Annotated in this window: 19 protein-coding genes; 14 read left to right on the top strand and 5 right to left on the bottom strand. The window is 71.0% G+C overall.

Features of this window, described 5'->3' with window-relative positions; genetic code table 11:
• Positions 1 to 8 precede the first annotated feature (8 nt).
• From ACFTZL_RS08440 to ACFTZL_RS08425, 4 genes are read left to right on the top strand one after another with little or no spacing between them, the layout of a single operon-like run.
• Positions 9 to 2,945, top strand: a complete 2,937-nt coding sequence (locus tag ACFTZL_RS08440) for a glycoside hydrolase family 2 TIM barrel-domain containing protein (protein ID WP_382579701.1) — start codon at positions 9 to 11, stop codon at positions 2,943 to 2,945.
• A gap of 50 nt (positions 2,946 to 2,995) precedes the next feature.
• Complete coding sequence (locus ACFTZL_RS08435; RefSeq protein ID WP_382579689.1) at positions 2,996 to 4,831, top strand: LamG-like jellyroll fold domain-containing protein; 1,836 nt, start codon at positions 2,996 to 2,998, stop codon at positions 4,829 to 4,831.
• A 19-nt stretch (positions 4,832 to 4,850) separates the two neighbouring features.
• On the top strand, positions 4,851 to 6,518 hold the full coding sequence (locus ACFTZL_RS08430; RefSeq protein WP_382579687.1) for a PHP domain-containing protein: 1,668 nt from the start codon (positions 4,851 to 4,853) through the stop codon (positions 6,516 to 6,518).
• 52 nt (positions 6,519 to 6,570) lie between these two features.
• Entirely contained in the window at positions 6,571 to 7,398 is an 828-nt protein-coding gene (locus tag ACFTZL_RS08425) for a PaaX family transcriptional regulator C-terminal domain-containing protein (RefSeq protein WP_382579685.1), read from the top strand.
• On the opposite strand, the gene ACFTZL_RS08420 is transcribed toward ACFTZL_RS08425, so the two are convergent.
• The 4 genes from ACFTZL_RS08420 to ACFTZL_RS08405 are packed head-to-tail and all read right to left on the bottom strand — an operon-like array spanning position 7,389 to position 11,178.
• On the bottom strand, positions 7,389 to 7,844 hold the full coding sequence (locus ACFTZL_RS08420; protein WP_382579683.1) for a MaoC family dehydratase: 456 nt from the start codon (positions 7,842 to 7,844) through the stop codon (positions 7,389 to 7,391). The genes ACFTZL_RS08425 and ACFTZL_RS08420 overlap by 10 nt on opposite strands.
• Before the next feature lie 13 nt (positions 7,845 to 7,857).
• On the bottom strand, positions 7,858 to 9,363 hold the full coding sequence (locus tag ACFTZL_RS08415) for a long-chain fatty acid--CoA ligase (RefSeq protein ID WP_382579681.1): 1,506 nt from the start codon (positions 9,361 to 9,363) through the stop codon (positions 7,858 to 7,860).
• A gap of 10 nt (positions 9,364 to 9,373) precedes the next feature.
• On the bottom strand, positions 9,374 to 10,249 hold the full coding sequence (locus ACFTZL_RS08410; RefSeq protein ID WP_382579699.1) for an amidohydrolase family protein: 876 nt from the start codon (positions 10,247 to 10,249) through the stop codon (positions 9,374 to 9,376).
• Positions 10,250 to 10,260: 11 nt separating this feature from the next.
• Complete coding sequence (locus tag ACFTZL_RS08405) at positions 10,261 to 11,178, bottom strand: SDR family NAD(P)-dependent oxidoreductase (RefSeq protein ID WP_382579679.1); 918 nt, start codon at positions 11,176 to 11,178, stop codon at positions 10,261 to 10,263.
• Between the two features lie 196 nt (positions 11,179 to 11,374).
• On the opposite strand from ACFTZL_RS08405, the gene ACFTZL_RS08400 reads away from it, so the two are divergent.
• The 7 genes from ACFTZL_RS08400 to ACFTZL_RS08370 all read left to right on the top strand — a co-directional run bounded on the left by ACFTZL_RS08400 (position 11,375) and on the right by ACFTZL_RS08370 (position 21,229).
• The gene (locus ACFTZL_RS08400) at positions 11,375 to 11,800 is read left to right on the top strand and encodes a MarR family winged helix-turn-helix transcriptional regulator (protein WP_382579677.1); all 426 of its coding nucleotides are present in this window, start codon (positions 11,375 to 11,377) and stop codon (positions 11,798 to 11,800) included.
• 80 nt (positions 11,801 to 11,880) lie between these two features.
• Positions 11,881 to 13,227 (top strand): MFS transporter, encoded by a 1,347-nt coding sequence (locus ACFTZL_RS08395; protein ID WP_382579675.1) that lies wholly within the window; start codon positions 11,881 to 11,883, stop codon positions 13,225 to 13,227.
• Entirely contained in the window at positions 13,224 to 14,594 is a 1,371-nt protein-coding gene (locus ACFTZL_RS08390; RefSeq protein ID WP_382579674.1) for an alpha/beta hydrolase family protein, read from the top strand. The genes ACFTZL_RS08395 and ACFTZL_RS08390 overlap by 4 nt, the downstream gene beginning before the upstream one ends.
• Complete coding sequence (locus tag ACFTZL_RS08385) at positions 14,591 to 15,421, top strand: IclR family transcriptional regulator (RefSeq protein WP_382579672.1); 831 nt, start codon at positions 14,591 to 14,593, stop codon at positions 15,419 to 15,421. Before ACFTZL_RS08390 ends, ACFTZL_RS08385 begins: the two co-directional genes overlap by 4 nt.
• Positions 15,422 to 15,487: 66 nt before the next feature.
• Entirely contained in the window at positions 15,488 to 18,706 is a 3,219-nt protein-coding gene (locus ACFTZL_RS08380) for a hypothetical protein (protein ID WP_382579671.1), read from the top strand.
• A 4-nt stretch (positions 18,707 to 18,710) separates the two neighbouring features.
• Complete coding sequence (locus ACFTZL_RS08375; protein ID WP_382579669.1) at positions 18,711 to 19,697, top strand: hypothetical protein; 987 nt, start codon at positions 18,711 to 18,713, stop codon at positions 19,695 to 19,697.
• A 137-nt stretch (positions 19,698 to 19,834) separates the two neighbouring features.
• Positions 19,835 to 21,229: a glycoside hydrolase family 16 protein gene (locus ACFTZL_RS08370; RefSeq protein WP_382579668.1), complete on the top strand. Its 1,395-nt coding sequence runs from the start codon at positions 19,835 to 19,837 to the stop codon at positions 21,227 to 21,229.
• A 61-nt stretch (positions 21,230 to 21,290) separates the two neighbouring features.
• On the opposite strand, the gene ACFTZL_RS08365 is transcribed toward ACFTZL_RS08370, so the two are convergent.
• Positions 21,291 to 22,178, bottom strand: a complete 888-nt coding sequence (locus ACFTZL_RS08365; RefSeq protein WP_382579697.1) for a helix-turn-helix domain-containing protein — start codon at positions 22,176 to 22,178, stop codon at positions 21,291 to 21,293.
• Positions 22,179 to 22,344: 166 nt separating this feature from the next.
• Here ACFTZL_RS08365 and tkt point away from each other — a divergent pair, with 166 nt between their 5' ends.
• The 3 genes from tkt to ACFTZL_RS08350 form a co-directional block, all read left to right on the top strand.
• Positions 22,345 to 24,429, top strand: a complete 2,085-nt coding sequence (gene tkt / locus ACFTZL_RS08360) for a transketolase (protein ID WP_382579666.1) — start codon at positions 22,345 to 22,347, stop codon at positions 24,427 to 24,429.
• A 16-nt stretch (positions 24,430 to 24,445) separates the two neighbouring features.
• Positions 24,446 to 25,591, top strand: a complete 1,146-nt coding sequence (gene tal / locus ACFTZL_RS08355) for a transaldolase (RefSeq protein ID WP_382579664.1) — start codon at positions 24,446 to 24,448, stop codon at positions 25,589 to 25,591.
• On the top strand, positions 25,588 to 26,512 hold a 925-nt coding region (locus tag ACFTZL_RS08350), incomplete at its 3' end, for a glucose-6-phosphate dehydrogenase (RefSeq protein ID WP_382579662.1). The genes tal and ACFTZL_RS08350, both read left to right, overlap by 4 nt.

The following is a 26,512-nucleotide window of genomic DNA, read 5'->3' as shown; positions in this document are numbered from 1 at the left end:
AAAAGGTCATGAACGACGCACCCCTCGATCCCCTGATCGCCCTGCGCCCCTGGGAGTCACCCGAGGTGACCTCCTGGGGGCGTCTGCCCATGAACGCCGTCGACCGGCGGGCCGGGGCCGTTTCCCTGGACGGCGACTGGCGCTTCCAGTTGCTGCCCGCGCCGGACGCCCCGCTCGGGGAGGTCTGGTCGTCGTCGTACGTACCCGGCGTGTGGACCATGCAGGGCGCGGACGACCTCCCGCGGTACCTGAACATCCGCATGCCGTTCGCCGAGTTCCCGCCCGAGGTGCCCGCGGCCAACCCGACGGGGGTGTACGAGCGGGCGGTGGACGTGCCGGCCGAGTGGACCGGGCGGCGGATCGTGCTCCAGGTGGGGGCCGCCGAGAGCGTGCTGCTGGTGCATGTGGACGGGCGGCCGGCCGGGATCTCCAAGGACTCGCATCTGGCCGCCGAGTTCGATCTGACGCCGGTGCTGCGCCCCGGGCAGCGGGCGACCCTGCGGCTGACCGTCGTCAAGTGGTCGGACGCCTCGCACATCGAGGACCAGGACCACTGGTGGCACGGCGGGATCACCCGCTCGGTACTGCTGTACGCGCGGGACCCGCTGCATCTCGCGGACGTGGCCGTGCGGGCCCGGCGGGACGGCGATCTGCGGGTGGACTGCCGGGTGCGGGACACGGGCGGGTCGCTGCCCGAGGGCTGGTACGTCAGCGGGGAGCTGGACGGGCACCTGCTCACGCAGGACGCGGGGTTCGACCGCGCCAACGCCGAGGACGAGCGCGTCTCCGACTTCCTCGGCGAGGCCCGGCTGCGGACCGCCGTACCGGACGTGCGCACCTGGAACGCCGAGACGCCCGAGCTGTACGGGCTGACCGTACGGCTGCACCGCGCCGACGGCACGGTCGCCGACACCTCCCACCACCGGATCGGCTTCCGCGACGTCGAGATCGCCGGCCGGGACCTGCTGGTCAACGGCGAGCGCGTGTTCATCCGGGGCGTCAACCGGCACGACTTCCATCCGCTGACCGGCCGGACGGTCTCGTACGACGACATGCGCGCGGACCTCGTCCTGCTGAAGCGGTTCGGCTTCAACGCGATCCGCACCGCGCACTACCCCAACGACCCGTCCCTCTACGACCTGGCCGACGAGCTCGGTTTCTACGTCGTCGACGAGGCCGACCTCGAGTCCCACGACCACGCGCACGAGATCGCCGACGACCCGCGCTATCTGGGCGCCTTCGTCGACCGGGTCGCGCGGATGGTGCTGCGGGACAAGAACCACCCGTCGGTCATCATCTGGTCGCTGGGCAACGAGTCCGACTACGGCGCCAACCACGACGCGGCGGCGGGCTGGATACGCCGTCACGACCCGGCCCGGCGCCCGGTGCAGTACGAGGGCGCCGCCAAGCTGGGCTGGGCCGATCCCGACCTGGCCTCCGACATCGCCTGCCCGATGTACGCGCCGCTCCAGGAGTGCCTGGCGCACGCCATGTCCGGGACCCAGACCAAGCCGCTCATCCAGTGCGAGTACTCGCACGCCATGGGCAACAGCAACGGCACGCTGGCCGACCATTGGGAGGCCATCGAGGCCACCCCGGGTCTTCAGGGCGGGTTCATCTGGGAGTTCTGGGACCACGGCATCCTCCAGCGTGTGAACGACGGCAGACCGGCCGGGCGTGGGGGCGCCGGGCTCTATGACAACGGTGTCGCCGCGCCCGGGCATCGCTGGGCGTACGGCGGCGACTTCGGGGAGAGCGACCACGACGGCGCCTTCATCGCCGACGGGGTGGTCTTCCCCGACCGCACCCCCAAGCCCGTGATGTTCGAGCACCGGGAGATCGCAGCCCCGGTGCGGATCGAGTGCTTCCGGCACGAGGGCATCGTCCTCGGCAACCACCAGCACTTCCGTGGCCTGGGCTGGCTGTCCGGCGAGTGGGAGCTCTCCCTCGCCGACGGCGGCACGCTGACGGCTCCCGCCGAGCTGCCCGATCTGCGGCCGGGCGAGACGGCCGCCGTGCCGCTGCCCTTCGAGCTGCCGGAGGACGGCGGCGAGGCCTGGCTGACGCTGCGGGTCACGACGGCCGGGGACGAGGCCTGGGCGCCGCGCGGCACCGTCGTGTGCCTGCCGCAGGTGCGGCTGCGGGCGGCGGAACCGGTGCGGCACACCCGGGTCCCGAACCGCCCGGTGGAGGTCGACGAGGACGGGCTGCTGGTCCATCCGCTGCTGGCGGCCGCGCCCACGCTGTCCCTGTGGCGGGCGCCCACCGACAACGACGAACTGGGCGGCATGGCGGGCCGCTGGCGGGACTGGGGGCTGGACGCGCCCACCCGGAAGGTCGTCGCCGTACGGCGTGACCCGGGACGGGTGGCCGTCGTCGCCGACCTTCTCTGCCCGGGCGGGACCGTCCGGCACGAGCAGGTGTTCACGGCCGTCGAGGGCGGGCTCCTGGTGGAGGAGAGCGCCGAGCTGCCCGAGCCGCTGGACGACGTGGCCCGGGTCGGTTCGGTCTTCGAGACGGTCGCCGGGCTGAACCTGCTGGAGTGGTTCGGGCAGGGACCCTGGGAGTCGTATCCGGACCGGAGCGCGGGCGCGCCCGTCGGCCACCACGGTCTGCCGGTGGACGAGCTGTTCACGCCGTATCTGCGGCCGCAGGAGAGCGGCGGGCGGCACGGCGTACGGCGGTTCACGCTGTCCGCTCCGGACGCCACCGGGTTGGCGGTGCGGCTGGACCAGCCCTGCCAGGTGTCCGTGACCCGGCATCGCGCGGCCGACCTCGCCTCGGCGGCACATCACGACGAACTGGTGCCGCGTGCCGGGTGCGTGGTGCACATCGACGCGGCGCACCGCGGGCTCGGCACGGCGTCGTGCGGGCCCGACACCTTCGCTTCCTATCTCGTCGCGGCAGGAGTCCATCGCTGGAGCTGGACGCTGCGCGTTCTCTGAGTTCTTCGAGTACTTCCCCTCCCTGTTCTCTGTCACCTCATGGAGCACCCGTGTGCACTTCGCATGACCACGGCCTGGGCGAGGCGCCCCAGGCCGGTGCCGGAAGACGCAGTTTCCTTCGTGCCACCGCGCTGCTCGGCGCGACCGCCGGGGCGGCGGCCGCGCTGCCGGCCGTCACCGCCGTGGCGGCGCCGTCGAGTTGGCGTCCCGATCCGCACAGCCGTCGCTTCACGCTCGCGGTGATGCCGGACACCCAGTACCTCTTCGACGGGCCCAGCATCGACAAGGCGCCGGTCGAGGCGTCGCTGCGCTATCTGCTGGAGCACGGCAAGGAGGAGAACCTCGTCTTCCTGTCCCACCTCGGGGACCTCACGCAGAACGGCGCGAAGGAGGAGTTCGCGGCGATCGGCGAGGCGTTCCGGCTGCTGGACCGGCGGGGCGTCGGCTACAGCGTCCTGGCCGGCAACCACGACGTGAAGTCGTCGACGACCGACCAGCGCGGTGCGACGCCGTACCTGGACGCCTTCGGTCCGCGGCGGTTCAAGGGGAAGCCGACGTTCGGGAGTGCCTCCCCGGACGGCTACAACACCTTCCACCTGTTCACGGCGGGCGGCCGGGAGTGGCTGGTGCTGGCGCTGGACTGGCGGCTGTCGCCGCAGGGCTACGCGTGGGCGAAGGAGGTTCTGGCGAAGCACCCGAAGACGCCGGTGATCCTCACGACACACGAACTGGTCGTCGAGGACGACACCCTGTCGGAGTACGGGCAGCAGCTCTGGGACCAGCTCGTCGAGGAGCACGACCAGATCTTCCTCACCCTCAACGGGCACTACTGGCCCGCCGCCCGCGCGACGCGGAAGAACGCGGCCGGACACGACGTCCATCTGCATCTGACGAACTACCAGAACCGCTACTTCGGCGGTGCGGCGATGATCCGCCTCTACCGCTTCGACCTGGACCGGAACGTCATCGACGTGGAGACGGTCTCCCCGTGGATCCTGGGCCGGGCCAAGAAGGGGCTCAACGAGCTGGAGCGGCAGGAGATGGAGCTGAGCGGCGACGCCGACCGGTTCTCCGTCGAGATCGACTTCCAGAAGCGCTTCTCCGGCTTCGCCCCGGTGCCCGCGCGGCCGGCCCGGCCCGCCTCGAAGCTGCTGGTCCCGGGCACGATGGCGTACTGGCGCTTCGAGAAGCCCGTCGACGGCACGGACGGCACCGTCCGCGACCTGTCCGGGCGGGGCAACGACCTCTCGCTGGTCACGGTGGGCGGCGGCGCCCTGGGCTGGTCGGCGGACCACCACCCCGACCAGCCGGGCCACGGCAGCCTGGAGTTCCAGGGGTTCAAGTCGCCGCTGAAGGGCGCCTATCTGCGCACGGTCGACGGCGCCCCGCTCAACTCGGCCACCTTCCGGGACGGCTACACCATCGAGGCGTTCTACCGTCTGCCCGCCGACTGGGACCCGGACCACAACGCCTGGTCGGGCCTGGTCTCGCGCACGGGCACGGGCGGCGCCGCCGGCAAGACCGCCGACGACCCCGACGAGCCGCTGGCCACCCTGTCCCTGTCCAACGACCGTGAACCGCAATGGGCGATGCGCCCGCTCAACCAGCAGGGCATCGCCACCAACTGGGCGCAGGAGACCCCGCTGGAGACCTGGTGGCACCTCGCGGTCGTCAACGACGGCAGGCACAGCACGCTGTACGTCGAGGGCTGCCCGGTGCTCCGCAACCCGAAGGCCACCTCGATCGGCATCACCTCCGTCGGACTCCCCTGGCTGCTGGGCGGTTACGAGTACGGCGGGAAGATCGACCAGATCCTGCACGGACGTCTCGGTGACGTCCGCATCGTCGAACGGGCCCTGCCCGTCACCTCCTTCATGACGCACTGACCCCTTCGCGAGGATCACCATGACCGAGCAGCAGCTCCCCGACTGGGCCGACCCCTCCGTCTCGCCCGCCGTACTCGATCCACAGGGCCTGTCCAGGCGCGGACTCCTGCGCCGCGCGGGCCTGTTCGGCGCCGCCTTCACCCTCGGCTCGGCCGCCGTGCCCGCCGCGGCCTCACCGCAGCGCTTCGGCGGCGACGACCCGCGGCTGGCGTATCTGGTGGGCGACCACCACGTCCACTCCGTCTACAGCCACGACGCCAAGTACACGTTCTCCCAGCAGGCGAAGGCCGCCGCGAAGTACGGCCTGGACTGGATGGTGTTCAACGAGCACTCCAACTTCGGACACGCCTCCTGCGGTGCGAAGCTGGAGCACCAGGAGATCCTCAAGGCCCGTGCGGAGAACCCGCGTCAGCTCATCTTCCAGGGCCTGGAGTGGTACATCCCGGCCGCCGAGCACTGCACGGTGTTCGCGGCGCCCGGCCCCCACGAGGTGGACCTGCTCACGCGGTTCGAGCTCGCCTACGACGGCAAGCTGCTCAACTACACCGAGGGCTCGGCCGGCGCGACCGACACGGCCCGCAACGAGGCGCACGCCGTCAAGGCGATCAAGTGGCTGGCCGAGCAGCGCCGTTCGGGCTATGTCGACGACGTCCTCGTGCTCGCCAACCACCCGCTGCGGCTCGGCATCGACTCCCCGCACGAGATGCGCAACTGGCGGGACGCGGCTCCCGAGATCATGATCGGCATGGAGGGTGCCCCCGGTGCCCAGGGTGCCGCCATCCCCGGCTGGCGCGGCACGACCTCGATCCGCGGCGAGTACGAGAACAAGCCGTCCGCCCAGTCCTGGTCCGGCTACCCGGCGGACGCCTATCTGACCTACGGCGGCTTCGATTGGGCGACGGCGACCGTCGGCGGGCTGTGGGACGCGCTGCTCGCCGAGGGCAGACTGTTCTCGATCACCACCAACTCCGACAACCACCGGACCGTCTTCGACACCTGGAAGAACGGCGACTGGCCGACCGGACAGAACTTCGACAACACCGGCAAGCTCCCCGACCCGGTGAACACCGACACCCCGCAGCCCGGCAGCGACTTCTGGCCCGGCCAGTTCAGCCGCACCCACGTCGGTGTCACCCGCTACGGCTACCGCGCGGTCATGGCGGGCCTGCGCGCGGGCCGGGTCTGGCTGGACCACGGGCATCTGCTCGACGGGCTCGACGTCCGGGTCAAGCGGGACCGCGACGCCGGTCGCGGCGTCACCCTGGGCGGCCGGCTGCGCGTCCGCAAGGGCGAGAGGATCAGCCTGTACGTCACCGTCACGACCGCCTCCCGCCCCAACGCGCAGGGCATCCTGCCCGAGCTCCGGCACGTCGACGTGATCCGGGGCGCGGTGCGGGGGCCCGTCACCGACCGGGACACCTGGAAGTCGCCGGACACGAAGGTCGTACACACGAAGGACGTCAGCGGCCGCAAGGGGACGTACACGCTGCGCATCCCGCTCACCGCCGGGGACGAGTCCTTCTACGTCCGGCTGCGCGGCAGTGACGGCAACCGCCATGGTGCGGGGTACCTCGGCGCCTCCGTCGACCCGCACGGGCCGGTCCCGCACGCGCCCGGGGACGGTGACCCGTGGGCGGACACATGGTTCTATTCCAACCCCGTGTTCGTCGACGTCGAGGGTTCCTGACCCCGGGTACCAGCAGGTCACGGACTGATCCGGCGGAGGTACGGTGGGCCGCGTGACCGGTGAAGAGTCGCTGCGGCCCCAGTCCCTCATGCTGACGTTCCTGGGCGACCAGGTGCTCGGGCGCGACGTGTGCGTGTACTCGGGCAGCGTCATCGACGTGTTCGCACGCGCCGGCATCGGCGAGCAGGCGACCCGCTCGACACTGACCCGCATGGTGGGCCGTGACCTGCTGCGCCGCCAGCGCGAGGGCCGCCGGATGTACTTCGGGCTGACCGAGCGCTCGGAGGCGGTGCTGCGCGACGGCGAGCGGCGCATCTGGCAGACCGGCGCCGTCAACCGGCACTGGGACGGCACCTGGACCCTGCTCGGCTTCTCCCTGCCCGAGTCCTGGCAGCGTCAGCGCCACGATCTGCGTTCCCAGCTCACCTGGAGCGGCTTCGGCCCGCTGTTCAACGGCCTGTGGATCGCCCCGGGCGAGGTCGACGTGTCGGCGCTGGTGGCCGAGCTCGGCCTGTCCGCCCATGTGAAGGTCTTCCGGGCCCACGCGGACACCGGCATGGACATCGGCCAGATGATCGAGGAGACCTGGGAGCTGTCCGACCTGGCAGGGCTCTACGAGGCGTTCGTACGGCGCTGGCAGCCCTGGGAGGACGAACTGCCGGACGCCGACGACGCCCTCGTGCTGCGGCTGCGGCTGCAGACCGAGTGGCTGCGCATCGTCCGGCGCGACCCGCGCCTGCCCGTCAAGCACCTCCCGGACGACTGGCCGGCGGACCAGGCCGAGAAGACGTTCCGGGCCGTGCACGACCGGCTGTCACCGCTCGCCCGTGACGCCTCGGAACGCCTGCTCGACCTGGTGCCCGCGCGGCCTCAGGCGTAGAACCGCGACAGGCTCTGCAGCACCGCGGCCGGCTTGCTGCCGCCCTCGATCTCGATGGCGCCCTCGACGGTGATCTGCGCGCCGCCCGGCACGTCCTCGACCTCGGCGAGCCTGGCCGTCAGGCGGATGCGGGAGCCCACCTTCACGGGGGAGGGGAAACGCACCTTGTTGAGGCCGTAGTTGACCTTCGTCGTCACGCCCTGGACGTCCAGCAGCTCGGTGAACAGCGGGATGAAGAGGGAGAGCGTGAGGTAGCCGTGCGCGATGGGGGCGCCGAAGGGGCCCTCCTTGGCCTTCTCGGGGTCCACGTGGATCCACTGGTGGTCCCCGGTCGCGTCGGCGAAGGTGTCGATCCGCTCCTGTGTGACCTCGATCCACTCGCTGGTGCCGAGGTCGCTGCCCGCGAGCTTCTTCAGTTCGCCGAGACCGTTGACGGTGATGCTCATACAGCTTCCTTCGCTAGGAGTTGGTGCCGTAGCGCTTGCGCACGCGGGACTTGAGGAGCTTTCCGGAGGCGGTGCGCGGCAGTTCGTCCGCGACGACGACCGACTTCGGGATCTTGTACTTGGCGAGGCGTCCCGCGAGCGACGCGAGCACCTCGTCGGGGTCGAGCGCGAAGCCCTCGCGGGGGACAACGACCGCCCGCGGCACCTCGCCCCACTTGTCGTCCGCCACGCCGATGACCGCGCACTCGACGATGTCCGGGTGGGCGAGGAGCTGGTCCTCGATCTCGGCGGGGTAGATGTTCTCCCCACCGGAGATGATCATGTCCTTGATGCGGTCGACGATGTGGACGTAGCCGTCCTCGTCGACCTGGGCCGCGTCGCCGCTGCGGAACCAGCCGTCCACGAAGGACGCGGCCGTCTCCTCGGGCAGCCCCCAGTAGCCGGGCATGACATGCGGTCCGCGCACCACGACCTCCCCGACCTCGCCGACGTCGACCGGCGCGAGGTCCGGACGTACGACGCGTACGTCGCTGAAGAAGTGCGGCACGCCCGCCGAACCGGCCTTGGTGACCGCGTGTTCGGCGTCCAGGAACAGGGTTCCCGGCGCGGCCTCGGTCATGCCGTAGCCCTGCAGGAAGGTCAGTCCGCGCTCCTGGTAGGCCGCGATCAGCGGGGTGGGGACCGGGGAGCCGCCGCAGGTCAGGATCCGCAGCGAGGAGAGGTCCGCCCCCGGCCAGCGCGGGTGCCTGGCCACCTGGTCGAACATCGTCGGCACGCCGAACATGAAGGTGATCCGGTGCCGCTCGATCAGGTCGAAGGTGGCGTTCGGGTCGAAGGCCTCGACCAGGACGCAGGCGCCGCCCTTCAGCAGGACCGGGAGCGTCAGCATGTTCAACCCGGCGGTGTGGAACAGCGGGGCGGAGACCAGGGCGCGTTCGTCGGCGATCAGGTCGGTGTCGACGAGGACGTTGACCGCGTTCCAGGTGAGATTGCCATGGGTGAGCATGGCGCCCTTGGGGCGGCCGGTCGTGCCCGAGGTGTACATGATGATGCAGGTGTCCTCGGCGCCGACCGGTTCGTCGACCGGATCCCCGGGCGCCTCGGTGACGGCCCTCTCGTACTCCTCGCCGACCTCCAGATAGGCGCGTACGTCCGTGCTGCCGGGCAGGCCCGCGACCAGACCGGCGTGCGAGGGGCCGTAGACGAGGGCCTTGGCGCCGGAGTCGGCGAGCTGGTAGGCGATCTCGGGGCCGGCCAGACGGGTGTTGAGGGGGACGAAGACCGCGCCGAGCGTGCCGGCCGCGAACAGGGTCTCCAGATAGGAGGGGTGGTTCGGGCCGAGGTAGGCGATGCGGTCGCCGCGCCGGATGCCCCGCTCGCGCAGGGCGTGGGCGAGGCGGGTGGTGCGCTCGTACAGGCCGGCGTAGGTGCGGGTGGTGTCGCCGTGGATCAGGGCGGTGCGGTGCGGGGTCTTGCGGGCCCGGCGTGCGGGCCATGACCCCAGTCCCTCGTTGCGCATGTCACGCCCCTTACGGTTTCGTCAGCCCGAGCAGGCGGGCGGCGTTCTCCTTGAGGATCTTCGGCCGGACCTCTTCCTTGATCGTCAGCTTGTCGAAGTCGGCGAGCCACCGGTCCGGGGTGAGGACGGGGAAGTCGGAGCCGAAGAGGACCTTGTCCTTCAGCAGGGTGTTCGCGTACTGCACGAGCTGTGGCGGGAAGTACTTCGGCGACCAGCCGGACAGGTCGATGTGCACGCCCGGCTTGTGCGTGGCGACGGCCAGGGCCTCGTCCTGCCAGGGGAACGACGGGTGCGCCAGGATGATCTTCAGCTGCGGGAAGTCGGCGGCCACGTCGTCCACGTGGAGGGGGTTCGAGTACTTGAGGCGGATGCCGCCTCCGCCGGGGACCCCGGCGCCGATGCCGGTCTGCCCGGTGTGGAAGAGGGCGATGGTGCCCGTCTCCTCGATGACCTCGTAGAGGTCGTACGCCACCGACCGGTCGTTGGGGAAGAAGCCCTGGATGCTGGGGTGGAACTTGAAGCCCTTCACCCCGTACTCCTCGACCAGGCGGCGGGCCTGCTTGACGCCCGCCTTTCCCCGGAAGGGGTCGATGGAGGCGAAGGGGATGAGGACGTCGGCGTTGGCGGCGGCCGCCTCGGCGACCTCCTCGTTGGGGACGGGCGGGGTGCCGGTGGCGGACTCGGCGTCGACCGTGAAGATCACGGCGGCCATCTTCCGCTCGCGGTAGTACGCGGCGGTCTCCTCCAGGGTCGGCTTCCGCTTGCCCTCGACCTTGAAGTAGGCGGAGGAGGCGTCGTGCAGGTCGTCGTCCAGGGAGGAGTGGCCCTTGGAGGACACCTCGGCGTGGGTGTGGACGTCGATCGCGACGAGGTCGTCCGGGTTCATGGAGAGGTCCATCACGCCTCCGGGAACTTCGGCGCCGGGATGCCGACCGACTGGAGTTCGGCACCGACCGAGGTGGGCCAGGCGTCGGCCAGGGCGCCGGGGGTCCAGCCGCCGTCGGCGTACGCCGCCCTGATCTCCTGCGGATGCGACCAGAGTGCCACCTTGTCGCCGCCGATGCCGACGCACTGGCCGGTCACGCCGCGCGCCGCCTCGGAGGCGAGGAACGGGACCAGGGCCGCGCAGTCCTCCGGGGTGCCGAAGCCCTCGCCCTTGCGCAGGAAGTCCGGCAGCGGCTCGCCGCCGCGCATGGCCTCGATGTACGGGGCGAAGGCCGGGATGGTCTCGGTCATCGCGGTCGCGGCGACCGGCACGATCGCGTTGACGGTGATGTTCGCGCGGCCCAGCTCCATGGACCAGGTGCGGGTCATCGCGGCGATGCCGGCCTTGGCGGCGGCGTAGTTCGTCTGGCCGAAGTTGCCGCGCTGGCCGGCCGGGGAGCCGACCAGGATCAGCGAGCCGCCCTCGCCCTGCTCGCGCATCCGGACGGCGGCGGCGCGGGCGCAGGTGAACGTGCCCTTGAGGTGGGTGGTGATCACCGCGTCGAAGTCCTCGTCGGTCATCTTCCACAGCACCTTGTCGCGCAGGATGCCCGCGTTGGTGACGAGGACGTCCAGCCGGCCGAACTCCTCGACCGCGCGGTTCACCAGCCGCTCGGCGGCCTCGGAGCTGCCGACCGGGACGACCTCGGCGACGGCCTTGCCGCCCGCTTCCCCGATGGACTTCACGGCCGCCTCGGCCACGGCCTCGTCGACGTCGTTGACCACCACGGACGCGCCGTGGGCGGCCAGGGCATGCGCGTAGGCGAGGCCGAGGCCCCGGCCGCTTCCGGTGACGACGGCGACCTTGCCGGAGAGATCGATGCTGGGCACGGGTGGGTCCCTTCACGAGCTGATGCGGGTGGTGCGGCTTCGAGATCGAAGCTAAGAGCAATAATTGTTGACGTCAATAGTTGTTGATGACCCATGGGTGCGAGATGCTGGAATCCCAGGAAGCGCCGAGCACAGGGAGCCTGCCATCGCACGCCAGAACGTCACCCCGAAGCCCATCGACGCGCAGGAGCCGTGGATGCGCGGGCTGCACGCCGACACGGGCTACCTGCTGTACCGCCTGGGCCTGCGCTCGGGGCAGCTCTTCAACGCCTGCCTCCAGGAGTCGGGCCTGCGCCTGCGCCACTACGCGGTGCTGCGCTTCCTCGCCACCACCGAGGGCACCCTCCAGCGCGAGCTGAGCACCCGGCTCGGCTACGACCCGAGCGCCATCGTCGGCCTGGTCGACGACCTGGAGAAGCAGGGCTTCGCCGAGCGCCGCCCCTCGCCCGACGACCGCCGCAGCCGGATCGTCGTGCTGACCGAGAGCGGCCGCGCGTTCCTGCGCGACACCGACGAGGCCGGACTGCGGGTGACCAACGAACTGCTGGGCCCGCTGGGGGAGGCCGAGCGGGAGACGCTGCACGCGCTGCTGCTGCGGATCGCGGAGGACGGCCTGAACTGATGTTGTGCAAATGATTGACTGCTGCACGATGGATGCATAACTTCACGGGCTATCCGAGACCCGTCCCCAGGGAGCTCCCCGTGCAGCCATCCCCCTCAGCCGCTCAACCCGACCCCGATTCACGGCAGTTGCGCCGCGTTGCCGTCTCCGGCCTGCTCGGCACGACCGTCGAGTTCTACGACTTCCTCGTCTACGGCACGGTCGCCGCGCTGGTCTTCGGCGACCTGTTCTTCCCCCAGGCAGACCCGGCCGTCGGCACCATCGCGGCGTTCGGGACCTTCGCCGCGGGCTATCTCGCCCGCCCGCTCGGCGGCATCGTCTTCGGCCACTTCGGCGACCGGATCGGGCGCAAGTCGATGATGCTGCTCACCATGGTCCTGATGGGCCTGGGCAGCTTCCTCATCGGCCTGCTGCCCACCTACGACGCGATCGGCGTCTGGGCACCGATCCTGCTCGTCGCGCTGCGCGTCGTGCAGGGCATCGCGATCGGCGGCGAGTGGGGCGGCGCGATGCTGATGGTCGTCGAGCACGCCGAGCGGACGCAGGGCTCCCGGCGCGGCCTGTGGTCCAGCTTCACCCAGCTCGGCGCCCCGCTCGGTTCCGTGCTGTCGGCCGGTGTGGTCACCCTCGTCGCCGGGCTGCCCGACGACGACTTCCGCTCCTGGGGCTGGCGGGTGCCGTTCCTGCTGAGCATCGTGCTGCTGGCCGTCGGGCTGTTCGTGCGCCTCAAGGTCGCCGAGAGCCCGCTGTTCGCGCAGGCCAAGCGGGAGCCGGTGGACAAGCCGCCGATCGTGGAGCTGCTGCGCCGCCCGAAGCCCGTGCTGCTCGCCGCGTGCGTCGGCATCGGCGCCTTCACCACCCAGTCGCTGCTGACGAGCTTCATGATCTCCTACGCCGTCGACAATGGGTACACCCGGCCGCAGGTGCTGACCGCGGTGACCGTCGCCTCCTGCGTGGCCCTCGCCGTCCTGCCCGCCGCGTCCGCGCTGTCGGACCGGGTCGGCCGCCGGCCCGTCGTGCTCGCCGGCGCCCTCGCCTCGGCCGCGCTCGCCTTCCCCGTGCTGGCACTGGTCGACTCGGGCTCCCCCGGCCTGCTCATCCTCGCGCTCGCCCTCGGCCACGGTGTCGCCCAGTCCACGATGTACGGGCCGCTCGGCGCACTGCTCACCGAGATGTTCGGCACCCGCGTCCGCTACACCGGCGCCTCACTCGGCTACCAGGCGGCCACCCTGGTCGGCGCCGGTTTCTCCCCGCTGATCGCCGGCAGCCTCCTCGCCTCGTACGGGGGCGGCAGCACGCCCGTCTCGCTGCTGCTCTGCGTCGGCGCGGCGATCACCGCCGTCACCGTGTGGCGGCTGCGCGAGACGCACACGGACGCCCTGGACTCCCCCGCCGCGACCCCCACTCTGGAAGGAACCCCGCGTTGAGGATCCGCCTCGCTCTACTGACCACCTGCCTGTCCCTGGCAACGGCCCTGCCCGCGCAGGCCGCCGACGCCACCGACAGCCACTTGGAGGGCAAGCTCCCCTCCGGCGCCGCGTACGTGATGGACGTACCCGCGTCCTGGAACGGCACGGTGCTGCTGTACAGCCACGGCTACAGCCCGGCCGGGGCCCCCAACCCGGCCCAGAACACGCCGGGTACGGCCGCCCGGGACAAGCTGCTGGCCGAGGGCTACGCCCTGATCGGCTCCTCGTACGCGACGAACGGCTGGGCCATCACCGAGGCGGTGCCCGACCAGCTCGCCACGCTGGACCTGTTCACCGAGAGGTTCGGGGCGGCCCGGCGGACGCTCGCCTGGGGCACCTCGTACGGCGGCTTCGTCACCACCACGCTCGCCGAGCGGCACGCCGACCGCTTCGACGGCTCGCTGTCGATGTGCGGGCTGGTGCAGGGCGGCGTCGCCAACTGGAACAGCACCCTGGACCCGGTGTTCGCGCTGCGCACGCTGCTCGCCCCGGGCTCCGGCATCCGGCTGGCGGGGTTCGCCGACCAGGCGGAGGCGGTCGCCGCCGCGAAGTCGCTCACCACGAAGGTCGACGCCGCCCAGCAGACCCCCGAGGGCCGGGCCCGGATCGCCCTCGCCGCCGCCCTGCACAACATCCCCGGCTACAACGACGTCTCGCAGCAGAAGCCGGGCCCCACCGACTGGGGCACCCAGCAGTCCAACCAGTTCACCGCCGTCCGGGGGCTCGTCCAGATGCCCGCGTTCAGTTGGCGGCAGGAGGCCGAGAGCCGGGCGGGCGGCAACCCGTCCTGGAACACCGGCGTCGACTACACGGCCATGCTCGCCCGGTCCCCGCTGTACAAAGAGGTGACGGAGCTCTACAAGGAGGCGGGGCTGTCCTTGCGTACCGACCTCTCCGCCCTCGGGCGGGCACCCCGGATCTCCGCCGACCCCTCGGCCGTGGGGTGGATGCGGAACACCAGCGTGCTCTCCGGCCGGCTCACCGACCCCCAGCTCAATATCCACACGACGGGTGACGCGCTGATCCCGGTGCAGGCCGAGAGCGCCTATCGGCGGGCGGCCACGGCCGGTGGCTCCGCGGGGCTGCTGCGCCAGGCGTACGTCGACGGCCCCGGCCACTGCACCTTCACCACCGGCGAGACGCTGGCCGCCCTGGACACCCTGGAAGACCGCCTGGACACGGGCCGCTGGGACGTGTCGCCCGGCGCACTCAACTCCCGTGCGGGGCAGGAGGACCCGACGACCGCGGCCCGCTACGTTCCCTACCGCCCGACCGCCTACCCCCGCCCCCACGACCTCGCCCACCCGGGAGACAACCGGCCATGACCGGCCCCACCGCGCCCGACCGGCTGCTGTCCGTGCTCGCGGCCTTCGACCACGAGCACCCGGCGCTGTCCCTGACGGACATCAGCCGGCGGGCCGGGCTGAGCCTGACCACCGCCCACCGGCTGGTGGGCGCGCTCACCGAGTGGGGCGCTCTGGAGCGGGACGGGTCCGGCGTCTACCACGTCGGGCTCCGGCTGTGGGAGCTCGCCGCGCTGGCGCCGCGCGGCCTCGCCCTGCGGCAGATCGCGCTGCCGTATCTGGAGGACCTGTACGAGGCCACGCACGAGAACGTGCAACTGGCCGTGCGGGACGGGTCCGACGTGGTCTACATCGAGTGGTTGTCGGGCCGGTCGGCGGTCGGCGTGCACATACGCGTCGGCGCCCGCTGGCCGCTGCACGCCACCGGCGTCGGGCTCGCCCTGCTGGCCCACGGCGCCCCGGAGTTGCAGAAGGAGTACTGCGCGGGCGAACTCGCGTCCTTCACGCCCTACACGATCACCGAACCGGCGCGGCTGCGGCGGGAACTGGCCGAAGTGCGCCGCACCGGCGTCGCGGTGAGCGACCGTCAGATCACGGAGGACGCCCTGTCGGTGGCCGCGCCGATCCGGGCGGCGGACGGTACGGTGACCGCCGCCGTCTCCATCGTGGTGCCGCAGGCCGACGCCCAGGTGCCCGTGCTGGCCCCCGCGGTACGGGTGGCGGCACGGGGGATCTCACGGGCCCTGGGGTGGCAGCCGGAGCGAGCCCGGGTCGGCGGGCGCCGCGATGAAAGAGAAAGCACTCGTGCGGGTGAATTTCCGTCCGGTCACCGGCAAACGACCGCATAGTGAGGTGACCGGGAGGCGCGGAAGGGGGACGCGACCAGTGCCCCGCCCTCCCGACGGGGGGTCATCATGGAGCCGCTCTTCCGTCTTGCCCTGCTGCGACCCGCGATCGCGCAGGATCCCGACGACTCCGGCATCGAACTGGCTCAGCAGACGGACTTCCAGCGGGCGCTGACCGCCGCGGCGGGCGCGGCGGATCCCCGGGCCGAACTGCGGCGGGTGGTGGGCGAGTACGTCACCGGCTCGCTGTTCATCGGAAAGCCCGAGCAGGCTCCGCTGGCCAAGGAGACGGCCAAGTTCGCGGCCGCGCTGGACCGGCTGCCCGCTCTGGCGGGGGCCGCCGCCGAGGCCCGTCCGGGAGCCGCCGCGCCTCACCCGCCCTCACTGCGGGACACGGTGATCGCGGCCGTCCGGGACGCGTTCGGCACGGCCCCGGCCGATGTCGTGCAGGGCGCGCCGTACAAGGACGCGGTGGCCCGGCTCCGGGACAGTGTGCTGGCCGTCAAGTATCTGCCCGCCGAACACACCAGGCCCTTGGAGGAACTGGTCCGCCGGCTGCGCCACCTGGAGATCGTCGCCCGCCTCGTGACGCACACCGCCTTCCCCGCCACCCCGCGGGAACTGCGGCGGGCCCGCAGGCGCCCCCTGCGGCTGCCGGGGGCCACGGGCCTCGAACCCGTGCTGTCCACCGTCGAGGCCGAGCGCCGGCAGCGGGAGAAGGAGGCCGAGGCGGCCGGGGAGCGACGGCAGCGCGCCGAGCGACTGCTCACCGTTTTCCGGCAGTTGCGCACCGCCATCGATGAACTCACCGGACTCGGCGGTGAGCACTTCAGCATCTCCCTGCAGAACCGGTCGGCCCAGGTGCTGCCGCCGCCCGAGTACACCCCGCCCGCCGAACTGGCCCGCCAGATCACCTTCCACAAGCTCCTCTCGGAGGCCAACCTGCGGGCCCTGGCCGGAGGCACCGGCACAGGCGGCGGCACGGGCGGGGGTACCGGCGGTGGCGGCGGTGGCGGCACTCCGGAAGCGGCGGCCGCCGAGGAACCCGCTCCGAACCCCCCGGAGCCCACCGCCGTGGCGGGAGCCGCCCAACTCGCCGGGCAGGTCTTCGGCGCCAGGCCCGACCTCCTCGCCGGCACCCCCGGTTTCGTCCCGGCCGTCCTGAAGGACCTCGGTTTCCGGCTCGAGCCGACAGCGGTGCAGCAGTTGTCGGAGGCCACCCGGGCCCTGCTCACGGCACGCGGCATCGACGTCACGGCCCAGCCCCTGGACCGCGTCGTCGCCCTCCTCCAGAGCGAGGTCGACCGGACGACGGCAGAACTGGAGAAGCTGTTCGGCAAGCCGGTCAAGCGCAGCGTGCGACGGCTCGGGGACACGCTGGTCACGACCTCCACACCGGTGCCGTCCGTCTGGAACGCGATCAGCATCGGGGACCTGGACCCGCTCGAGCAGATCCCCCTGGAGGCCGAGCCCATCCCGACCACGCGGGGCAGTGTGAAGCCGTCCGGGGTCGCCGACCTGATCGTGGTCCGCCAGCAGCTCACCGGCTACGAGGGCGCCGACGTCGCCCACATCGAGAACGTCCTCAAGGGCGAGACCAAGCTGCGCGAGCACACCCGGCGTGAGGAGACCGAGCAGACCACCGTGACCGAGACGGAGACGATCACCTCCGAGGAACGTGAGCTGGAGTCGACCGACCGGTTCGAGATGACCAGGGAGGCCAGTGCGGTCATCAAGGAGGACGCGGCGCTGAAGGCAGGGCTGACCGTCACCGGCAAGTACGGCCCCACGGTGGAGTTCTCGGCCTCCGCCGAGGGCTCCGTCTCCCGTTCGAAGGAGGAGGCGACCAAGTCGGCGTCCACCTTCTCGCAGGACGTCACCCAGCGCAGCGCCTCCAAGATCTCCGAGCGGGTGCTCCAGCGCACCACCCTGCGGATCACCACCGAAGTCACCGAGAAGAACACCCACACCCTCGACAACAGCCCCGGCATCGACCACATCTCCGGGGTCTACCAGTGGGTCAACAAGGTCTACCGGGCTCAGATGTACAACTACGGGCTGCGCACCATGTTCGACTTCATGATCCCGGAGCCCGCCGCCTTCCTCATCCACACCCTCCAGTCGGCCCACGCAGGAGCCGTCCAGGTGGACAAGCCGCCGGCGTTCACCCTCCACGCCAACAAGATCGACGAGACCAACTACCACTACTGGGTGCAGGTGTACCAGGCCACGGATGTCACTCCGCCGCCCGAGATGTACCTGACCAAGTCCTTCGACTTCAAGGCGGGCGGCGGGGACAGCAAGACCAACTACAACCACTCCGGCCAGGTCACCCTCGACGAGGGCTACCAGGCGTTCCAGGCGTCCGTGGCCCGCCTCTGCAACATCTGGGAGGGCGATCACTCCCTGGACGTCGCCGTGGGCCGCCGGACCCATCGGTTCGACCCGGACGGCAACTGGGTGTGGATCACCATGCTGGACGAGGAGCAGAGTTCGATCCCGGTGGCCGTCGACAGCTTCCGCCTCTCCCAGGTGGCCGTCGCGATCGAGATCAAGTGCCGGCGTACCGAGCGCGCGATGGAGAAGTGGCGGGCGGAGACCCACGCCAAGCTGACCACCGCCTACCGCGCCCGGCTCGCGGAGTACGAGGAGAAGGTCGCCGCTCTGACCTTCGACGCGGGAGTCGCCATCGAGGGCCGCAACCCGCTGGCCAACCAGGAGCTGATCGCCCACGAACTGCGCAAGAGCTGCGTCAGCATCCTGACCAAGCAGCACTTCGATCTCTTCGACGCGATGAAGGGGGAGCCCGGCAAGGTCCCGCAGTTCGACATCGACGAGGCGGCGGCCGAAGGCGCCTACGTCCGCTTCTTCGAGCAGGCCTTCGAGTGGGAGCACCTGACGTGGGTCGCGTACCCGTACTTCTGGGGCCGCAAGAGCGAATGGGACGAGCGCCTCGCCTACGACGACCCCGACCCGTTGTTCAACCAGTTCCTCAAAGCCGGATACTGCCGGGTCACGGTCCCCGCCCGCCTCGGCTTCGAAGGCGCCATCGACCACTTCATGCAGTTCGGCGAGCTGTGGCACGGCGGCCCGCTCCCCACCGTCTCCAGCCCTCTGTACCTGCCGATCGCCGACGAGATCGCCGAGCGTCTCGACCGCCCCGGCGACGAGATCCCCCAGGGCGACCCCTGGACGGTGCGCATCCCCACCAACCTGGTGCGGCTGCGCGCGGACGACCGGTTGCCCCGCTGGGTGCAGAACTCCGAGGGCGAGTGGGTCGAGGACTGAGGCGATGAAGCACTTCGTGCTGGTGGCGGGCTATGGGAAACCGCCCAATCAACTGCCGTTCCGGGCCTACTGCGAGAACCGGGTCCGACAGCATGTGGCGGCCAACAAGGCCATGGAGGACCTGGTCTTCCAGATCCTCGACGTGGGGAGCGGGGAAGTCGTCGTCCGGACGTTCACCTATCCGGCGGGCCGACGGACCGAGTCGGTCGCCGCGGTCCGCTCCTTCGATCGCGTCACCCCCGCCCACTACGACGGAAACGCCTTCGCGAACGACGTGCGCGGCGTGATGTCGGTCCTGGACGTCTACGCGGCGGTGCGGACCATCGGTGTGACCGCACCCGGCACCTTGATGGAGCTCAGTTTCTTCTCCCACGGCTACGACGGCCCGGTCCTGGTCAACAGCTTCGACTACCGGCAGACCACCGAAATGCTCCGTGATCCCGGCGACATGGATCCGCGCCCGAAGGACTTCCACACCGCGAACATGCCGCCCGCGGACCTCTCCGCCTTCCAGGCCGCCTATCACCCCCACGGCATCAACTGGAGCTGGGGGTGCCACTTCCAAAAGCCCTACCACCGCATCCTGACCAAGCTGGAGTTCCACCCCGACTACCGGTCCTCCGGCCTCCCCGACAGCAAGGTCCTGGTCTTCCGGAACCTCGACTCGGATCAGGCTCTGCTGCTCGGGGATCACCTGGGCAGGACCTTCCAGGACCACCGGAAGGTGGAGGTGACCTTCGGCGAGATGAAGTGGTTCTTCCGCAGGCACATCCTGGCCGGCTACTGCCACGCCCTCGCGGTCAACTCCGGGCGGAAGACCTACGGCGGACTCCTCGGCACCTACGCCGAACGCGACACCACGGGCCCTCGCCCACTCATGCACGTCAACAGGGGCTTCGGCAGGCATCTGGCCTTCTACCGGAACTACTTCGGCTTCGCCCTCGACCCCGAGCGCCGGTGGTACGGCCTCTACGATCCGGCTTTCACCTGACGCCCCCGTTCAAGCTGTGCACTCAACGGCCGGCCCGTACTTTTCCCGGCTTTACCTCTTGACGACCTGAGGGACGTGGAGCACATTGGCGGCACTTTGAGAGCGCTCTCACCCCTCCACTCGAGAGGCATCCCCCCATGAGCGATACCTCCCGCACCTCCCACAGACGCCGCCCTCTGCGGCGGGCGTTCGTCGCCGTCGTCAGCACGCTCGGCCTCGCGGCGGCCGCCGCCACCGCCACCGCCCCGGCCGCGAACGCCTCCGCTCCGCCGCCCCCGTCGGGCTGGACGCAGCTGTTCGTGGACGACTTCAACGGCGCCGCGGGCAGCGGCGTCAACACCTCCCACTGGCAGTACGCGACAGGCAAGGGCTACCCGGGCGGCCCGGCCAACTGGGGCACCGGCGAGATCGAGACGATGACGAGCAGCGCGGACAACGTCTCGCTCGACGGCAACGGCAACCTCCGCATCACCCCCCGGCGGGACGCCGCGGGGAACTGGACCTCCGGCCGCGTCGAGACCAACCGCACCGACTTCCAGCCCCCGGCCGGCGGCACACTCCGCGTCGAGTCGCGCATCCAGGTGCCGAACGTCACCGGGGCCGCGGCGAAGGGCTACTGGCCCGCGTTCTGGATGCTGGGCGCCCCCTACCGCGGCGACTACTGGAACTGGCCGGCCGTCGGCGAGCTGGACATCATGGAGAACACCCAGGGCATGAACACGGTGTTCGCGACCATGCACTGCGGCACCTCGCCGGGCGGCCCCTGCAACGAGACCAGCGGTATCGGCAGTTCGACCACCTGCCAGGGCACCACCTGTCAGGCCGGCTTCCACACCTACCGGATGGAGTGGGACCGCTCGACGAGCGTCGAGGAGATCCGCTTCTACCTCGACGGCACCAACTTCCACACCGTGCGCGCCAACCAGGTCGACGCGACGACCTGGCGGAACGCCACCGACCACGGCTTCTTCGTCATCCTGAACGTCGCGATGGGCGGCGGCTTCCCGGACGCGTTCGGCGGCGGCCCGGACGCCGGGACGCAGCCGGGCCACGCGATGGTCGTCGACTATGTCCAGGTGCTGTCGTCCGGCGGCGGCACCACGCCCCCGCCGACCGGCAACCGCGACGCCTACTCCGCCGTCCAGGCCGAGTCCTACGACGGCCAGTCCGGGGTGAGTACCGAGACGACGACCGATTCCGGCGGCGGGCAGAACGTCGGCTCGCTGGCCAACGGTGACTGGCTGCACTTCAAGGGCGTGAACTTCGGCTCCTCGGCGGCCGGGCAGTTCAGCGCCCGGGTCGCGAGCGGTGCGGCGGGCGGCGTCAGCGGGCTGGTCGAGGTGCGTCTTGACAGCCGTGGCAACGCGCCCGTCGGGAGTTTCGCGGTGGGCAGCACCGGGGGCTGGCAGTCGTGGCGGACGATTCCGGCGAACATCAGCTCCGTGACGGGCACGCACGACGTGTATCTGACCTTCACCAGCGGTCAGCCGCAGGACTTCGTGAACGTCAACTGGTTCACCTTCGGGCGCTGACAACACGCTGCCAACGCCCGGAAAGGGGCTCCACGCGCGCGTGGGCCCCTTTCCGCTGCCCTCAGCGCAGGTCCGCCCGGAACACCGCCGGGGTCTGGTCCGTGTGCTGGTGGAAGAACTTGGAGAAGTTCGCGGCGTCGGGGAAGCCGACCGCCGCGCCGACCCGGCCGATCGGCAGGTCGGTGTGGGCGAGGAGCCGTTTGGCCTCGAGGACCACGCGCTTGTCGATGAAGGCCTTGGGGGTGTCACCGGTGGCGGCGCGGACCGCGCGGACCAGGGTGCGGCGGGAGTAGCCGAGCGCGTCGGCGTAGGCGCTGACACTGTGGTTGGTGGCGAAGTCCCGCTCCACGGCGTCCCGGAAGAGGGTGAAGGTGGAGTCCGACTGCCGGCGTACCGACTCCGCCGAACTCGCGGCGAGATGGGCGAGCCGCAGCAGAAACGCCGTCAGCGAGTGGCGCAGGACGGCGGTGTGCAGGCTGAGCGGCAGCGTGGCCGTGTCCTCGTACTCGCGCCGCAGCTGTTCGAGCGCGGCGCGCAGACCGGCGAGCTCGGCCGCGTCGGGGCGCAGCAGTGGCGGCAGGTCGTAGCGGTACAGGCCGGTGGCCTCCACGGTCGCGCGGGGCAGGAAGCCCGGCTGCATGGTCAGCACCGTTCCGCGGTACTCGCTCGTCCGCGAGAAGCGGTGGACCTGCCCCGGGCGGATCCACAGCAGGTCCCCGGCCCTGGCCTCGTGCTCGGTGAAGTCGACCATGTGCCGGACCGGGCCCTCGGCGAACAGCATCACGACATGGAAGTCGATGCGGTGCACGCGCTCCAGCGGCGCGTCGGCGTGCCAGGTACGGCCGGTGCCCATCGGGCCGACCTGCATGCCGACACCGCCGACGCTCAGCTCGACCGGAAAGGGGAACGTTCTGATCCCGTCGCCGCCTTGGATGGTTCTGTCCGCAATGTCCACCGAGTACCCCTCGTACCGCCCCGTTCGCGCCCCGCGCTGCCTCGGGGTGTCCCACTTTCACCACACCCTGGCACACGGCGACCTTCCGTCGAAAAAGTCAGACTTTTAGTTTTGAACACGTCAGACCAGCCACTTCGCTCCGATCGAGGACTTCTTGAAGATGAGCACGCAGACAGCGGACAGCGCGGACAGCTTCGAATGGACCGAACTCGACCGGCGTGCCGTCGACACCGCCCGTGTTCTGGCGGCGGACGCCGTCCAGCGGGTCGGCAACGGCCATCCCGGCACCGCGATGAGCCTCGCGCCGGCCGCCTACACCATCTTTCAGAAGGTGATGCGGCACGACCCCGCCGATCCGGAGTGGGCCGGCCGTGACCGCTTCGTCCTGTCCCCCGGCCACACCTCGCTGACCCTGTACACGCAGCTCTACCTCGCGGGCTACGAGCTGGGGCTGGACGACCTGAAGGCGTTCCGCACGCACGGCTCGAAGACACCCGGGCACCCCGAGTACGGGCACACCGCGGGCGTGGAGACGACCACGGGCCCGCTCGGCCAGGGCGTCGCGAACGCGGTCGGCATGGCGATGGCCGCCCGTTACGAGCGCGGTCTGTTCGACCCGGACGCCCCGCGGGACGAGTCGCCCTTCGACCACACTGTCTGGGCCATCGTCTCCGACGGCGACCTCCAGGAGGGCGTCTCCGCCGAGGCCTCCTCGCTGGCCGGGCACCAGAAGCTCGGCAACCTGGTCTTCCTCTACGACGACAACCACATCTCCATCGAGGGCGACACCGCGACCGCCTTCTCCGAGGACGTGCTCAAGCGGTACGAGGCCTACGGCTGGGATGTGCGGCGGATCGAGCCGCAGGAGGACGGCGATGTCGACGTGCGGGCGCTGTACGCGGCCCTGAGGGCTGCTCAGGCGGAGACCGAGCGCCCCTCGATCATCGCGATGCGCACGATCATCGCCTGGCCCGCCCCCAACGCCCGGAACACCGAGGCCTCCCACGGCTCGGCGCTCGGCGAGGACGAGGTCGCGGCCACCAAGCGCCTGCTCGGCTTCGACCCGGAGCAGACCTTCGAGGTCACCGACGAGGTGCTGGCCCACACCCGCGGGGCCCTGGACCGGGGCGCCGAGGCGCGCACCGCCTGGGACAAGCGGATCGCCGCCTGGCGCGGTGACAATCCGGAGCGCGCCGTCACCTTCGACCGCGTCAGCAAGGGCGAGCTGCCCGAGGGCTGGGAGGACGCCCTGCCGGTGTTCGAGCCGGGCAAGGCGGTCGCCACCCGGGCCGCGTCCGGCAAGGTCCTCCAGGCGCTCGGCGCGGTCGTCCCCGAGCTGTGGGGCGGCTCCGCCGACCTGGCCGGCTCGAACAACACCACGATCGACAAGACCTCGTCCTTCCTGCCCCGGGGCAACCCGCTGCCGGAGGCCGAGCCGTACGGCCGCACGATCCACTTCGGCATCCGCGAGTTCTCCATGGCCGCGGAGATGAACGGCATCGCCCTGCACGGCAACACCCGGATCTACGGCGGCACCTTCCTGGTGTTCTCCGACTACATGCGCAACGCCGTCCGGATGTCGGCCCTGATGCAGCTACCGGTGACGTACGTGTGGACGCACGACTCCATCGGCCTGGGCGAGGACGGCCCGACCCACCAGCCCATCGAGCACCTGGCCGCGCTGCGGGCCATCCCCGGCCTGAACGTCGTACGCCCGGCCGACGCCAACGAGACCGCGACCGTCTGGGCCGAGATCCTCAGGCGGCACACCACCGACCCGGCCCCGCACGGCCTCGCGCTCACCCGCCAGGGCGTGCCGACGTACGAGCCGAACCCGGACGCGGCGCGCGGCGGCTACGTCCTGGTCGACTCCTCTACCGAGGTGCCGGACGTGGTGATCGTCGCCACGGGCTCCGAGGTGCAGCTCGCCGTCGCCGCGCGCGAGGCCCTGGAGGCCGAGGGGGTCGGCGCCCGGGTGGTGTCGATGCCGTCGGTGGAGTGGTTCGAGGAGCAGCCTCGCGAGTACCGCGAGCGGGTGCTGCCGCCGTCCGTGAAGGCCCGGGTCGCGGTCGAGGCCGGTATCGGCCTGACGTGGCACCGGTTCGTGGGGGACGCCGGACGCATCGTCTCCCTGGAGCACTTCGGCGCCTCCGCCGACGCCAAGACCCTGTTCGCCGAGTTCGGCTTCACCGCCGAGAACGTCGCCGCCGCCGCGCGCGCGTCCCTGACCGCCGTCCGTGGCTGACCCCGCCCGAAAGAAGATGATCACTGTGACCGAAGCGACCGCGAGCGCGGGAGCACTCAAGCGCCTGTCCGACGAGGGCGTGTCGATCTGGCTCGACGACCTGTCGCGCCGGCGGATCGAGTCCGGCAACCTGGCCGAGCTCGTCGCCACGAGGTACGTCGTCGGCGTCACCACCAACCCGTCCATCTTCCAGGCCGCCATCGGCTCCGGCGAGGGCTACGAGGCGCAGCTCGCCGACCTGGCGGTGCGGGGCGTCACCGTCGACGAGGCCGTGCGGATGATGACCACCGCCGACGTCCGCGCCGCCGCCGACATCCTGCGGCCGGTGTACGACGCCACCGGCGGCCGGGACGGCCGGGTCTCCATCGAGGTCGACCCGCGTCTCGCCCACGACACCACGGCGACCGTCGCCGAGGCCCGGCAGCTGGCCTGGCTGGTGGACCGCCCCAACGTGATGATCAAGATCCCGGCGACGAAGGCCGGCCTGCCGGCGATCACCGAGGTGATCGGCGCGGGCATCAGCGTGAACGTGACGCTGATCTTCTCGCTGGAGCGCTACCGCGAGGTCATGGACGCCTATGTCGCCGGCCTGGAGAAGGCCCAGGCGGCCGGTCTCGACCTGTCGGCCGTCCACTCGGTCGCGTCCTTCTTCGTCTCCCGCGTCGACGCCGAGATCGACAAGCGGCTGACGTTGCTGGGCACGGACGAGGCCCTCGCCCTGAAGGGCAGGGCGGCCCTGGCCAACGCGCGGCTCGCCTACGAGGCGTACGAGCAGGTCTTCGCCGGGGCGCGCTGGCAGGCGCTGGGCGGGGCCCGCGCGAACCGGCAGCGCCCCCTTTGGGCCTCCACCGGTGTGAAGGACCCGGCATACAAGGACACCCTGTACGTGGACGAACTGGTCGCCCCCGGCACGGTCAACACCATGCCGGAGGCCACGCTGAACGCCGTCGCCGACCACGGCGACGTCCAGGGCGACACGGTCACCGGCGGCTACGTCCAGGCCCGCGCCGACCTGGCGGCCGTCGAGCGGCTCGGCATCCCGTACGACGAGGTGGTGCGGCAACTGGAGAACGAGGGCGTGGCCAAGTTCGAGGTGGCCTGGCAGGACCTGCTGGACGCGGTCACCAAGTCCTTGAACAACAAGGGAGTTGACGCGGAATGAGCGAGGGCATCCCCCAGACGGCCGAACAGGAGACCAAGGGGACCAAGGAGGACAAGGAGGCCCGGACGGCCCAGGAGGCGGCCGGGGTCGAGAAGACCGGAGTGAGCGGCACGGCCGAGGCCGGCCCGCGCCCGGAGTACACCGAGGCCGACTTCGTCAACCCTCTGCGCGACGCGCGCGACCGCCGGCTGCCCAGGATCGCGGGCCCGTCCGGGCTCGTCATCTTCGGCGTGACCGGCGACCTGTCCCGCAAGAAGCTGATGCCGGCCGTGTACGACCTGGCCAACCGCGGCCTGCTGCCTCCGGGCTTCTCGCTGGTGGGCTTCGCCCGCCGGGACTGGGAGGACCAGGACTTCGCGCAGGTGGTGCACGACGCGGTCCGTGAGCACGCCCGGACCCCGTTCCGCGAGGAGGTCTGGCAGCAGCTCGCCGAGGGCATGCGGTTCATCCCGGGCGACTTCGACGACGACACGGCGTTCAAGCAGCTGCGCTCCGCCGTCGAGGAGCTGGACGCCTCCCGGGGCACCAGCGGCAACTACGCCTTCTACCTCTCGGTGCCGCCGAAGTTCTTCCCGAAGGTCGCCCAGCAGCTCAAGAAGCACGGGCTGGCGAACGCCCCCGACGGTTCCTGGCGCCGCGCGGTCATCGAGAAGCCGTTCGGGCACGACCTGGAGTCGGCCGAGCAGCTCAACACGATCGTGCACGACGTGTTCGACCCGGAGCAGGTCTTCCGGATCGACCACTACCTCGGCAAGGAGACCGTCCAGAACATCCTGGCGCTGCGCTTCGCCAACCAGATGTTCGAACCGATCTGGAACCGGTCGTACGTCGACCATGTGCAGATCACCATGGCCGAGGACATCGGCATCGGCGGCCGCGCGGGGTACTACGACGGCATCGGCGCCGCCCGTGACGTCATCC

The sequence above is a fragment of the Streptomyces sp. NPDC056948 genome (assembly GCF_042674225.1).
Lineage (GTDB): Bacteria > Actinomycetota > Actinomycetes > Streptomycetales > Streptomycetaceae > Streptomyces > Streptomyces purpurascens.
The sequence above is the reverse complement of the archived record's forward strand: the minus strand, read 5'-3'. Positions and strand labels throughout refer to the sequence as shown.